Origin of the sequence: Streptomyces sp. NPDC048392 (genome assembly GCF_043200575.1) — a bacterium.
In the GTDB taxonomy this organism is placed as follows: Bacteria; Actinomycetota; Actinomycetes; order Streptomycetales; family Streptomycetaceae; genus Streptomyces.
On sequence record NZ_JBICYB010000001.1, the window covers coordinates 417,577 to 430,046 of the forward strand.

The window sequence follows — 12,470 nt, forward strand, 5'->3', positions numbered from 1 at the left end:
CCTCGACGGTGCCCGTGCGCCGGCGGCGCCGGGCACGTGAGCCTGTCACGTCCGTGCGGGGCAGTCCGGCTCACCGTCCGGGAGTCCTCGCGGGGCTCGGCGGGCGGCTCACGGTTGCGGGTCAGCGCCGGAATTGCACCGGCTTCCCCCCGTACGGGTGATGACGACGCCGCCACTTTACCCGGCGGCCGGACACGCGCCGAGGGGCGGCCGGACGACGGGGGCGGCCGGACGACGGGGCGGCCGGGGGACGAGGCGGCTGGGGGACACGTTCCGGGCATGCGGACGGGGAGGCTGGTCGGGACGGGACGCACCGCCGACGTGTACGCGGCCGGCGCGGGGTGGGTGCTGCGACGCGACCGCGCTCAGCGCCGCGTCGCGGTGGCCCCCGGGCCCGTCTCGGACTCAGGCTCCGTCAGGTCGATCAGCCGGCACACCGTCTGGATGTCCACCCGCACCTGGGCGAGGGAGGTGCGGCCGGCGAGCCAGGTGATCAGGGTCGAGAGCCAGGTGTGCTCGATGACACGGACCGCGGACAGCTGCCCGGGGGTCGGGTCCGCCAGGCCGCCCATCGCGTCCAGGATGATCGCGGTGGTCTGCCGGGAGACCTGGTCGACCTCCGGGGAGACGCTGCGGTCGGCGAAGGTCAGGGCACGGGCCATCGCCTCCGCCAGCCGGGGTTCGCGCTGCAGCGCGCCAAAGGCCCGCATCAGGGTCTGCGCCACCCGGTCCGCGGCCGTCTCACCGGTGGGCGGGCTCTTGCGCAGGGTGCCGTGCAGCCGCTCCAGCTGGTCGTGCATGGTCGCGACCAGCAGATGCACCTTGGACGGGAAGTACCGGTACAGCGTGCCGAGGGCGACCTGCGACGACTCCGCGACCTCCCGCATCTGCACCGCCTCGAAACCGCCCCGGCAGGCCAGCCGGGCGGTCGCGTGCAGGATGCGGTGGCGGCGCTCCCGCTGCCGCTCGGTGAGGGGCTGGGCGGTGGGGCGGGACACCGAACCGGACGTCTCCGCTGCCGGGTTGTCCATCCTGGTCACCTTCTCCCCCGAGTTCTCCCACAAGCTCCGGTCTGGTGGTCCCGGTTGCCGGTTGCCGGTTGCCGGATGTCGAGTGCTGAGTGCCGAACGCCGAATCCCTGCGTCCGGTTCTCGCCCGGGCCCGGTGCCACGGTGTGCCGTGCCGTGCCCTGGTGTGCCGTGGCGTGAATCACCTGATCCACTCGTCACAGCGTCCCTACCTGCCGGTAGATTCGGAGCCTCTGACGATCAAGTCTGAAACTTGTTCTAGATTAACGTCCCGACGTAGTGTCGCGGGACAGCGCAGTGAGAAGGGGGCCCAGAGTGACCGCCGAGGCCAGTCAGACGGGTCCCCGTCCGGAGCCCGCCGCCGACGGGTTGGGACCGCTGCGCATCGCGCTCCTCACCTACAAGGGGAACCCGTTCTGCGGCGGCCAGGGCGTCTACGTCCGCCACCTCTCCCGCGAACTGGCCCGCCTCGGCCACCGCGTCGAGGTCATCGGAGCCCAGCCCTACCCCGTCCTGGACGACGGCCCCCTCGTCGGCACCCGGCTGAGCCTCACCGAGCTGCCCAGCCTCGACCTCTACCGCCAGCCCGACCCCTTCCGCACGCCGAAGCGCGGCGAGTACCGCGACTGGATCGACGCGCTCGAGGTCGGCACCATGTGGACCGGCGGTTTCCCGGAGCCCCTGACGTTCTCGCTGCGCGCCCGCCGCCATCTGCGCGCCCGCCGCGGCGACTTCGACGTCGTCCACGACAACCAGACCCTCGGCTACGGCCTGCTCGGTGACGTGGGCGCACCCCTCGTCACCACCATCCACCACCCCATCACCGTCGACCGGCAACTGGAGCTCGACGCCGCCGGGAGCCGCAAGCGCCGCTGCTCCGTGCGCCGTTGGTACGCCTTCACCCGGATGCAGAAGCGCGTCGCGCGCCGCCTGCCCGCCGTGCTCACCGTCTCCGGCACCTCCCGCCAGGAGATCGTCGACCACCTCGGCGTGCGGGACGACCGCGTCCACGTCGTCCACATCGGCGCCGACACGGACCTGTTCTCGCCCGACCCCTCGGTGCCGCGGGTGCCGGGCCGGATCGTGACCACGTCCAGCGCCGACGTGCCGCTCAAGGGCCTGGTCTTCCTCGTCGAGGCACTGGCGAAGGCGCGCACCGAGCACCCCCGGGCCCACCTCGTCGTCGTCGGCAAGCGGCCCGCCGAGGGGCCCGTCGCCCAGGCGATCGAGCGGTACGGCCTCGAAGGCGCCGTCGAGTTCGTCAAGGGCATCTCGGACGCCGAACTGGTCGACCTGGTGCGTTCGGCGGAGGTCGCGTGCGTGCCGTCGCTGTACGAGGGGTTCTCGCTGCCCGCCGCCGAGGCCATGGCGACCGGCACGGCGCTGCTCGCCACCACCGGCGGGGCCGTCCCGGAGGTCGCCGGACCCGACGGGGAGACCTGCCTCGCGGTGCCGCCGGGCGACGCGGACGCGCTGGCCGCCGGAGTGAACCGGCTGCTCGGCGACCGCGAACTGCGGGCCAGGCTGGGCGCGGCCGGACGCGAACGCGTGCTGCGGCACTTCACCTGGGCCCGCGCGGCCGAGGGCACCGTGGCCCGTTACCGCGAGGCCATCGGCCGCCGCCCCTCCGGCACGACCGCCCGGAGGGCCGTGCCCGTGACCGCGAACCCGACCCCGACCACCGGTGACACCGGCGTCTACCCCGAAAGCAGGGCCACGTGCTGACCGTCGACTTCTCCCGGTTCCCGCTCGCCCCGGGCGACCGCGTCCTGGACCTCGGATGCGGCGCCGGCCGGCACGCGTTCGAGTGCTACCGGCGCGGGGCGCGGGTCGTCGCGCTGGACCGGAGCGCGGAGGAGATCCGTGAGGTCGCCAAGTGGTTCGCGGCGATGGAGGAGGCCGGTGAGGCCCCGGCCGGCGCCACCGCCGCCGCGATGGAGGGGGACGCGCTCGCCCTGCCCTTCCCGGACGAGTCCTTCGACGTCGTCATCATCTCCGAGGTGCTGGAGCACATCCCCGACGACAAGGGCGTCCTCGCCGAGATGGTCCGCGTCCTCAGGCCCGGCGGGCGCATCGCGGTCACCGTGCCGCGCTACGGCCCCGAGAAGGTCTGCTGGACCCTGTCCGACGCCTACCACGAGGTCGAGGGCGGCCACATCCGCATCTACCGGGCCGACCAGCTCGTCGCCCGCATCCGCGAGGCGGGCCTCAAGCCGTACGGCACCCACCACGCGCACGCGCTGCACTCGCCGTACTGGTGGCTGAAGTGCGCGTTCGGCGTCGACAACGACAAGGCGCTGCCGGTGCGGGCGTACCACAAACTGCTGGTGTGGGACATCATGAAGAAACCGCTGGCGACGAGGCTCGCCGAGCAGGCGCTGAACCCGCTGATCGGCAAGAGCTTCGTGGCCTACGCGACCAAGCCGCACCTGCCGCCGGTGGACGCCGCGTGACCTCGTCCCGCAGGCCCGGCACGTCCGGCGCGCCCCGCACTCCTCGTCCGGAACACCTCGTCCTGCCAGGCGTCCTCACCGACGCCGAGGCCGCCGCGACCGTCCGCGGCATCCTCGCCGTACAGCGCGCGGACGGCGCCATCCCGTGGTTCCGCGGCCACCATCTCGACCCGTGGGACCACGTCGAGGCGGCGATGGCCCTGGACGCGGCCGACGAGCACGAGGCCGCCGGGCGGGCGTACGCGTGGCTGGCCCGGCACCAGAACCAGGACGGCTCCTGGTACGCCGCCTACGCCGACGGGGACTTCGCCGACGTCACCGACCGCGGCCGGGAGACCAACTTCGTCGCCTACGTCGCGGTCGGCGTCTGGCACCACTACCTCGCCACCGGCGACGACACGTTCCTGGACCGGATGTGGCCCGTCGTCCACGCGGCCGTCGAGTTCGTGCTGCGCCTCCAGCAGCCCGGCGGGCAGATCGGCTGGCGCCGCGACGACGACGGCACCGACACCACGGACGCGCTGCTGACCGGCAGCTCCTCCGTGCACCACGCGCTGCGCTGCGCGCTCGCCATCGCCGAACTGCGCGAGGAGCCGCAGCCCGACTGGGAGTTGGCGACGGGTGCGCTGCGGCACGCCATCCGCCGCCACCCGGAGCGGTTCCTGGACAAGGGCCGCTACTCGATGGACTGGTACTACCCGGTGCTGGGCGGCGCGCTGACCGGTACCGAGGCCAGGTCCCGCATCACCGAGAGCTGGGACCGTTTCGTGGTCCCGGACCTCGGTGTGCGCTGCGTCGTCCCCAACCCGTGGGTGACGGGCGGGGAGTCGGCCGAACTCGCGCTCGCCCTGTGGGCGGTGGGCGAGTCCGACCACGCCCTGGAGATCCTCCAGTCGATCCAGCACCTGCGGGATCCGGACAGCGGCCTGTACTGGACGGGGTACGTCTTCGAGGACGACGCGGTCTGGCCGCGCGAACTGACCACCTGGACGGCCGGTTCCCTGCTCCTCGCCGTCGCCGCGCTCGGCGGCCACGAGGCCACCTGCCGGGTCTTCGCCGGCGACCGTCTGCCGCGGGGGCTCGACCCGGACTGCTGCGTCTGACGCCGGCCGGCGTCAGTGCCGGTGGAGACGGTTGGCGATGGCGTGGCCGATGAAGAGGTAGACGACGGCGGCCAGTCCGTAACCGGCGACGACCCGGGCCCAGGCCTCGTCGAAGGTGAAGAGGTCGTGCGACCAGCCGGCCAGCCAGTTGGCCGCGTCATGGACGAACTGCACCAGGTCGTTGGCCCGGTTCGCGTCCAACAGGTACATCAGGATCCACAGTCCGAGGATGAAGGCCATGATGTCCACGATCACCGCGACGGCCGTTCCGGCGGAGTTGGAGCCACTACGACTTCGAGGGGACATGTACTCCGTCTGGCCCCGCAAGCGTGTTTGAAACCTACGGCCCCTCGCCCGGAAGGACCGGTGGGCGAGGGGCCGTTGTGGTGGAACGGGCGGGCCGGGTCAGCCGCGCTGGATGCCCGAGGTGTCCTGCAGGACGCCGCGGCGGCCGTCCTGCGTCTGGGCGACCAGGTTGGCGCCGCGCTGCTCGACGGCCAGGTACCAGGTGCCCGGCGCCAGCTCGGCGATCGGCGACGGGGAGCCGTCCTCCGCGAACAGCGGACGCGGCACCGGCACGGCGAACCAGAACGGGGAGAAGTCCCCGGCCGGCTGCGCCTGCGCCTGGGCCTGCTGCGGAGCCTGCTGCTGGCCCGGCTGCGCCTGAGCCTGCTGCGGCTGGCCCGGCTGGGGCTGGCCGCCGAAGGGTCCGGGCTGACCGGGCTGACCGGGCTGGCCCGGCTGGCCGCCGTACGGCTGCTGCTGGGCGCCCGGGTAACCGTAGCCACCCTGGGGCTGGCCGCCGTAGGGCTGCGGAGCGGCCGGACGGGCGGCCGGGATCAGGGAGCCCTTGAGAGCGGGGAGGAGCGGCGTGGCCACGGCCGCGGCGGCCATGACCAGCGTGGCGATGAGGGCGAGGATCAGGCCGATGCCGGCCCCGATGCCGTCCACACCGCCGTCGTTGTCGAACGCGCCCGACGGGTCGAAGACGTTGCCGAGCGCGCACCAGGCGGCGAACACCGTGAACGCGATGCCGAACGGGCCGAGGTCGAGGCCCGCCACCTTCTTCGGCTGCGGCAGGGCGCGGGCCACGACGACGAGCGCGGCGCCGATGACGCCCGCCAGGACGACACCGAGCACGACCGGGCCACTGCCCCACAGGGAGGGGATGTCGGCGCTGTCCGGGGCGCCGTCGATCGAGTAGATGTCGAGGAACGACGCGATCAACAGCAACACCGCTGCTCCGATCACCACGCCGTCGCCTCGAGTGAGGGAGCGGATATTCACTTCAGGTCCTTCGTAGGTCGTCTCGTCGTCGGTAGAGGCGTCGCTGTCACGATGGCGCCGAAAAGGTTCCGGTGTGAAGCGCGGGGGTGGCCCCTCATCGTAGGGACGACCCTATCGTTGCTCCGACGGGGCTGTCCCTTGGGATCAGCCGCGGATCACCACTCGCGCGGGAAACCCACGATCCCGTTACTCAGGTAGGCGGCGCGGGCGGCACCGCAGTGCGAGCGCAGCGCCTGCTCCTGTCCGGCATGTCGGAGGGCTCCACGTCGTCTACTTCCTCAGAAAGCTCGCAAGGCCGTCCGAGATCCCTTGCGCCGCCTTCTGCCGCCAGCTGCCGCTGGTCAGCAGGGCCGCGTCCTCGCTGTCGCGCATGTTGCCGCACTCGATGAACACCTTGGGAACCGTTGACAGGTTGAGGCCGCCCAGGTCCGTGCGTGTGACCAGACCGGTGCCGTCACCGAGGTAGTTGGAGGGCGCGGTGCCCGTGACCCGCACGAAGCCGCCCGCGACCCGCTCGCCCAGTTCGGCGGAGGGCGCCACGATCGCGCGGGTGTCGGCGGCGCCGTCGTGCACCGAACCCGGCAGGATCACGTGGAAGCCGCGGTTGCCGGCCCCCGACCCGTCGGCGTGGATCGAGATCGCGGCGTCGGCGTGCGCCTCGTTGCCGATCCGGGCCCGCTCGTCCACGCAGGGCCCGTACGAACGGTCGCCGTCCTGCGTGAGCTTCACGGTCGCGCCCTGCTTCTCCAGCAGGGTGCGCAGCCGGTGGGCCACGTCGAGGGTGAACTTCGCCTCGGGCCAGCCCGCCTCGGTGGCCGTGCCCGTCGTGTCGCACTCCTTCCAGTGCGTACCGACGTTCACCTTGCGGTTGATCTCGGTGGCGTGCTGGAAGTTGGCGGTGTTGTGTCCGGGGTCGATCACGACGACCTTCCCCCCGAGGGGGCCGGAGGCCGCGGCGGGCGCGGACTTCGAGGCGGACGCGGACGGCTTCGCCGTGCCCGGGGCAGAGGCGTCCGCGGGCTCTTCGCCGTCGTCGCCCGCGGACGCTTCGGGGCCGCCGGAGGACGGTGCCGTCGACGTCCGTACGCCGCCCGCGTGACCGGCGCCGCCACCGCCCCCGTCGCCCTGGCCGCCTACCGCCGCGTACACCCCCCACCCGAGCAGCGCCCCGGGCACCAGCGCGGCGACCGCCACGGTCAGCGGGCGGCGCAGCGGGGAACGGCGGGGCTGGGAAGTTTCGAAGTCCGGGCCTGTGTACGACACGTCAGCGACTCTAACCGGGCCCTCAGATCCCCGTGCCCGTTCGCCGCAGGACGCGCAGCGAGTCGGTCACGGAGACCTCGGTGAACGCGCCGGACGCGAGGGCCCTGAGGTAGACGCGGTACGGGGCCTGGCCGGTGAACTCGTCGGCCGGGTCCGGGAAGACGTCGTGGATGACGAGGAGTCCGCCGTCGGCCACGTGCGGCGCCCAGCCCTCGTAGTCGGCGTTCGCGTGCTCGTCGGTGTGGCCGCCGTCGACGAAGACGAGGCCCAGCGGGGCGTTCCAGACCGCCGCCACCTGGGGCGAGCGGCCGACGAGGGCGACCACGTGCTCCTCCAGGCCGGCCCGGTTCAGGGTGCGGCGGAAGGCGGGCAGGGTGTCCATCACGCCCAGCTCCGGATCGACCGTCCCCGGGTCGTGGTAGTCCCAGCCCGGCTGCTGCTCCTCGCTGCCCCGGTGGTGGTCGACGGTGAGCGCGGTGACCCCGGCCCGGCGGGCCGCGTCGGCGAGCAGGACGGTGGAGCGCCCGCAGTACGTGCCGACCTCCAGCAGCGGCAGCCCGAGCCCGCCCGCCTCCACGGCTGCGGCGTACAGCGCACGCCCCTCGTGCGCGGGCATGAACCCCTTCGCGGCCTCGAAGGCGGCCAGGACGTCGGGGGCGGGTGCCGCGGACATGCGGGTCCTCTCGGTGGTGCGGATGTGCCGTTTCGTGGCCCGGGTGCGCCGGTGCCCCACATGCTGCCGCACCCCCTGCCGCACGGTGCGACAGGGGGTGCCGGGACCGGTGCGTGCGGGCCGGGCGGGGCCGTCCCGCCCGGCGGGGGCGGGCCGGGTGGTCCCCACCCCGCTCGGCGGGGGGCGGGCCGGGTGGGGACCCTCTCGCCCGGCGGGGGCGGGTCGAGCGGGGGCTCTGCCGCCCGGTGGGGACAGGCCGGGTGGGGACGGCCGTTTGGCCCGGTGGGGGCGGGTCGGGCGTGGACGGTCGTCTCGTCCGGTGGGGGCGGGTCGGGCGTGGACGGTCGTCTCGTCCGGTGGGGGCGGGTCAGGCGGGGACGGTCGTCTCGTCCGGTGGGGGCGGGTCAGGCGGGGACGGTCGTCTCGTCCGGTGGGGGCGGGTCAGGCGGGGACGGCCGTCCCGCCCGGCAGGGACAGGTCCAGGTCGACCGGGCGGTCGCCGCCGTGGGTCGCCGCGTGGGCGAGCGGGGCGTGGCCCGTGGCCCGGGCGGCCAGCACGTACGGGCCCCCGGCGGGGACGGCGAGGGTGTAACTGCCGTCACCGGCGGAGAGGGTCGCACCCGCCTGGCGTCCGTGCCGGTCGATCAGCGTGACCTTGGCGCGGGCCACGGGGGCGCCGTCGGCGGCCAGCACCCGGCCGCGGAAACCGTGCGGGGGCTCCCCGGCTCCGGCGAGCGCCTGCTCGGCGCGGGCCAGGTTCGCGTCCTCCTCGCTGCTCGCGCGCAGCTGTGTGACCGCCGCCGGGCTGCGGCGCGGAAGGAAGAAGGCCAGCGCCAGGCCGGCCGCGACCGCGGCGGTCGCGATCAGGAAGGAGACGCGGAAGCCGTGCATGGTGGGGACGGCGACGCCGCCGACATCGTTCGCCGTGTTGGCGAGCACCATGCCGATGACGGCGCTCGACACCGACGTACCGATGGACCGCATCAGGGTGTTGAGGCCGTTGGCCGCACCCGTCTCCGAGGCCGGGACCGCGCCGATGATCAGCGCGGGCAGCGAGGAGTAGGCGAGGCCGATGCCCGCGCCGATCAGCACCGAGGTGACGACGGTCTGCCAGGCGGCGTTCATCAGGCCGAGGCCACCGGCGTAACCGGTCCCGATGATCACCAGGCCGGCGATCAGCGTCGTCCGCGGACCGTAGCGGGCGGACAGGCGGGCGTACACCGGCGCCGTGAACATCATCGTCAGGCCCAGCGGGGCCACGCACAGGCCCGCGACGACCATCGACCGGCCGAGGCCGTAGCCGGTCTCGGAGGGCAACTGGAGGAGCTGCGGCAGGACGAGCGAGATGACGTAGAAGGAGACGCCGACCATGATCGAGGCGAGGTTGGTGAGCAGCACCTCACGGCGGGCCGTGGTGCGCAGGTCGACCAGTGGGGCCGCGACGCGCAGCTCCATCAGGCCCCACAGGAGCAGGACCACGACGGCGGCGGCGAACAGGCCCAGCGTGGTGGGCGAGGACCAGCCCCAGTCGCTGCCCTTGGTGATCGGCAGCAGGAAGAGGATCAGGCCCGCGGTCAGGCCGAGCGCGCCCGGCAGGTCGAAGGAGCCCTTGGCGCGCAGCGGGGACTCCGGTACGACCAGGAGGGTCAGGGCGATGGACAGGACACCGAGGCCCGCGGCGCCGTAGAACAGGGAGTGCCAGTCGCTGTGCTGCGCGACCAGGGCCGCGGCGGGCAGCGCCAGGCCGCCGCCGACGCCGATCGAGGAACTCATCAGCGCCATCGCCGAGCCGAGCCGCTCACGGGGCAGCATGTCGCGCATCAGGCCGATACCGAGGGGTATCGCGCCCATCGCGAACCCCTGGAGCGTACGGCCGACGATCATCGGGACCAGGGCGTCGGTGAACGCGCTGACCAGCGCGCCGACCACCATCACCGACAGGCTGACGATCAGCATGCGGCGCTTGCCGAACAGGTCGCCGAGCCGGCCCATGATCGGCGTGGCCACGGCTCCGGACAGGAGCGTGGAGGTCAGCACCCAGGTGGCGTTGCTGGGCGTGGTGTCCAGAAGTCGGGGCAGGTCCTTGATGACCGGGACGAGCAGGGTCTGCATCACCGCGACGACGATGCCCGCGAAGGCGAGCACCGGGACGGTGGCCCCGCTCGCTCGACGCACGGGCTCGTCGGTCGTCGTGTGGGACATGGGGTGGGGCCTCCAGGCCGGAAGTCGGCACATGCGTGTGCGGTCGTGGTGTGTGCAGGATGAACCTCGTGCGCCGGGGCGACTATTCCGTTGCTTCGAGTCCCTAACTAATTCTTGACCTTCTCTTGGGAACACGCCTACGCGCGGTTCACCGGCCGGCCGCCTGGGTCTTTGGTCCCAGGACGGCCCAGGACGGCCCGAAACGGACCGGGGACCAAATGCCGATGCAAGGGGCCCGCCCGGGTTGAGACCATGACACCTATGCTCGAAGCCACCGGTACCTCCAACGCCGCCCGGATATCCCCGCGCCGCACCCCACCGACCTGGCTGGTCGTGGCGCTCGCCTGCGCCGGACAGTTCCTGGTCGTGCTCGACGTGTCCGTCGTCAACGTCGCCCTGCCCTCGATGCGCACCGACCTCGGGCTGAGCGCGCAGGGCCTCCAGTGGGTGGTCAACGCCTACGCCATCGCCTTCGCCGGGTTCATGCTGCTGGGCGGCCGGGCCGGCGACCTGTACGGGCGCAAACGGATGTTCCTGGTCGGGCTGGGGCTCTTCACGCTGGCCTCGCTGGGCGGCGGCCTCGCCCAGGAGGGCTGGCAGCTGCTCGCCGCACGGGCCGTGCAGGGACTCGGCGCGGCCGTACTCGCTCCCTCGACGCTCACGATCCTCACCGCCGCGGTGCCGGAGGGCGCGGCCCGGGCCCGCGCGATCGCGACCTGGACCGCCGTGGGCGCCGGGGGCGGCGCCGCGGGCGGCCTGGTGGGCGGCGCCCTGGTGGACGGGCTGTCCTGGCGCTGGGTGCTGCTGATCAACGTGCCGGTGGGCGCGGTCGTGCTGGCCGGCGCCGCGCTCTGGCTGACCGAGAGCCGGGGCGGCCGTCGCCGTCGCCTCGACCTGCCGGGCGCGCTGCTGGTGACCGCGGGGCTGGCCACGCTGGCCTACGGCATCTCGCAGACCGAGTCCGAGGGGTGGGCGGCGACGGCGACGCTGGTGCCGCTGCTCGCGGGGCTCGCGCTGCTCGGGCTGTTCCTCCTCGTCGAGGCGCGGACGACGGCGCCGCTGATGCCGCTCGGACTGCTGCGGCTGCGGCCGGTGGCGTCGGCGAACGTGGCGATGCTGGTGTCCGGCTCGTCGATGTTCTCGATGTGGTTCTTCATGACCCTGTACGCGCAGAACGTGCTGGGCTACTCCCCGCTGGAGGCCGGTCTCGCCCTGGTGCCCAGTTCACTGGCGGTCGTCCTCGGCTCGAAGGCGGCCCCGCGGTTCATGCCGGTGATCGGCGCCCGGAACGTCGCCGTCCTGGGCACGCTCGTGGCGGCCGCCGGCTTCGGCTGGCAGTCGACGATGACCGCGGACGGCGGCTATGTGACCGCGATCATGATCCCCGGTGTGCTGATGATGCTGGGCGCGGGCATGGCGGCCACCCCACTGGCCTCGCTGGCCATCTCCGGCGCGGCGCCCGGGGACGCCGGGCTGGTCTCCGGACTGATCAACACCTCCCGGACGATGGGCGGTTCGCTGGGACTCGCGGTGATGTCGACGATCGCGGCGGCCCGGGCCGGGGGAGAGCACGCCGGGCCGGTGGCACTGACGGACGGCTACGCGCTGGTCTTCCGTACGGCGGCGGTCGTGCTGGTCGCCGCGGCCCTGCTGATGTGGACGTGGCTGCCGGCGGGGAGGCCGAAGGCCGAACCGGTGGCACGCGGTACGGACTGAGCGCCCCGGAGGGGCGCGGGGAACCGCGCGAGCGACCCCGGCCGGTCCGCGGCCGGCGAACCACCCCGCCCACCGGGGACACGTTCACAGCCAGCCCTGGCGACGGGCCTCGCGCAGGGCCTCCGTGCGGTTGCGGGTGGCGGTCTTGCCGATGGCGGCGGAGAGGTAGTTGCGGACCGTGGACTCGGAGAGGTGCAGGGCCGCGGCGATGTCGGCGACCGTCGCGCCGTCCGCCGACGCCCGCAGGACGTCGCACTCCCGGGCGGTGAGCGGACTGGGCCCCGCACTGAGCGCGGCGGCGGCGAGCGCGGGGTCGACGACCGTCCCGCCGTCCAGCACCCGGCGGATCGCGTCGGCCAGCCCTTCCACCGGGCCGTCCTTCACCAGGAAACCGGCGGCACCCGCCTCCATGGCCCGCCTGAGGTACCCGGGGCGGCCGAACGTGGTCAGGATCAGTACCCGGCAGCCGGGTGCCCGCTCCCGCAGCTCGGCGGCGGCGTCCAGGCCGCTCAGGCCCGGCAGTTCGATGTCGAGGAGGGCGATGTCGGGGCGGTGCGTGAGCGCGGCGCCGAGGATCTCGTCCCCGGCCGGCACCTGCGCGACCACCTCGATGTCCTCCTCCATCCCGAGCAGCAGCGCGAGAGCGCCCCGCATCATGCCCTGGTCCTCGGCGAGGAGGACGCGGATGGGGTGGGCGCGGGGCGTCTCGTCGGTCACGGGGCAAGATTAGGGGCAGGCGTGCCGC

General features: G+C 73.6%; 11 protein-coding genes and 1 riboswitch. Of the genes, 4 read left to right on the plus strand and 7 right to left on the minus strand.

What is annotated here, in order from left to right; all coding sequences use genetic code 11:
• Positions 1-58 precede the first annotated feature (58 nt).
• Positions 59-149: riboswitch (cobalamin riboswitch) on the minus strand.
• A 216-nt stretch (positions 150-365) separates the two neighbouring features.
• Positions 366-1,031, minus strand: a complete 666-nt coding sequence (locus tag ACGFYH_RS01760; protein ID WP_393801129.1) for a TetR family transcriptional regulator — start codon at positions 1,029-1,031, stop codon at positions 366-368.
• A 312-nt stretch (positions 1,032-1,343) separates the two neighbouring features.
• On the opposite strand from ACGFYH_RS01760, the gene ACGFYH_RS01765 reads away from it, so the two are divergent.
• The 3 genes from ACGFYH_RS01765 to ACGFYH_RS01775 are packed head-to-tail and all read left to right on the plus strand — an operon-like array spanning position 1,344 to position 4,584.
• Positions 1,344-2,753: a glycosyltransferase family 4 protein gene (locus ACGFYH_RS01765; protein WP_393801130.1), complete on the plus strand. Its 1,410-nt coding sequence runs from the start codon at positions 1,344-1,346 to the stop codon at positions 2,751-2,753.
• Positions 2,747-3,481, plus strand: coding sequence for a methyltransferase domain-containing protein (locus tag ACGFYH_RS01770; protein ID WP_393801131.1), 735 nt, complete (start codon positions 2,747-2,749; stop codon positions 3,479-3,481). Before ACGFYH_RS01765 ends, ACGFYH_RS01770 begins: the two co-directional genes overlap by 7 nt.
• Complete coding sequence (locus ACGFYH_RS01775; protein WP_393801132.1) at positions 3,478-4,584, plus strand: prenyltransferase; 1,107 nt, start codon at positions 3,478-3,480, stop codon at positions 4,582-4,584. Before ACGFYH_RS01770 ends, ACGFYH_RS01775 begins: the two co-directional genes overlap by 4 nt.
• Before the next feature lie 12 nt (positions 4,585-4,596).
• Here the strand turns inward: ACGFYH_RS01775 and ACGFYH_RS01780 are convergent, their stop codons facing one another.
• The 5 genes from ACGFYH_RS01780 to ACGFYH_RS01800 form a co-directional block, all read right to left on the minus strand.
• Positions 4,597-4,890, minus strand: coding sequence for a hypothetical protein (locus ACGFYH_RS01780; protein WP_393801133.1), 294 nt, complete (start codon positions 4,888-4,890; stop codon positions 4,597-4,599).
• Positions 4,891-4,989: 99 nt separating this feature from the next.
• Positions 4,990-5,871, minus strand: a complete 882-nt coding sequence (locus tag ACGFYH_RS01785; protein WP_393801134.1) for a DUF5336 domain-containing protein — start codon at positions 5,869-5,871, stop codon at positions 4,990-4,992.
• Between the two features lie 270 nt (positions 5,872-6,141).
• Positions 6,142-7,134: an N-acetylmuramoyl-L-alanine amidase gene (locus tag ACGFYH_RS01790; protein ID WP_393801135.1), complete on the minus strand. Its 993-nt coding sequence runs from the start codon at positions 7,132-7,134 to the stop codon at positions 6,142-6,144.
• A 22-nt stretch (positions 7,135-7,156) separates the two neighbouring features.
• Positions 7,157-7,807 (minus strand): class I SAM-dependent methyltransferase, encoded by a 651-nt coding sequence (locus ACGFYH_RS01795; RefSeq protein WP_393801136.1) that lies wholly within the window; start codon positions 7,805-7,807, stop codon positions 7,157-7,159.
• Positions 7,808-8,248: 441 nt separating this feature from the next.
• Entirely contained in the window at positions 8,249-10,009 is a 1,761-nt protein-coding gene (locus tag ACGFYH_RS01800; RefSeq protein ID WP_393801137.1) for an MFS transporter, read from the minus strand.
• Positions 10,010-10,270: 261 nt separating this feature from the next.
• Here ACGFYH_RS01800 and ACGFYH_RS01805 point away from each other — a divergent pair, with 261 nt between their 5' ends.
• Positions 10,271-11,725 (plus strand): MFS transporter, encoded by a 1,455-nt coding sequence (locus tag ACGFYH_RS01805; RefSeq protein WP_393801138.1) that lies wholly within the window; start codon positions 10,271-10,273, stop codon positions 11,723-11,725.
• Positions 11,726-11,809: 84 nt separating this feature from the next.
• On the opposite strand, the gene ACGFYH_RS01810 is transcribed toward ACGFYH_RS01805, so the two are convergent.
• Positions 11,810-12,442, minus strand: coding sequence for a response regulator (locus ACGFYH_RS01810; protein WP_393801139.1), 633 nt, complete (start codon positions 12,440-12,442; stop codon positions 11,810-11,812).
• Positions 12,443-12,470 lie beyond the last annotated feature (28 nt).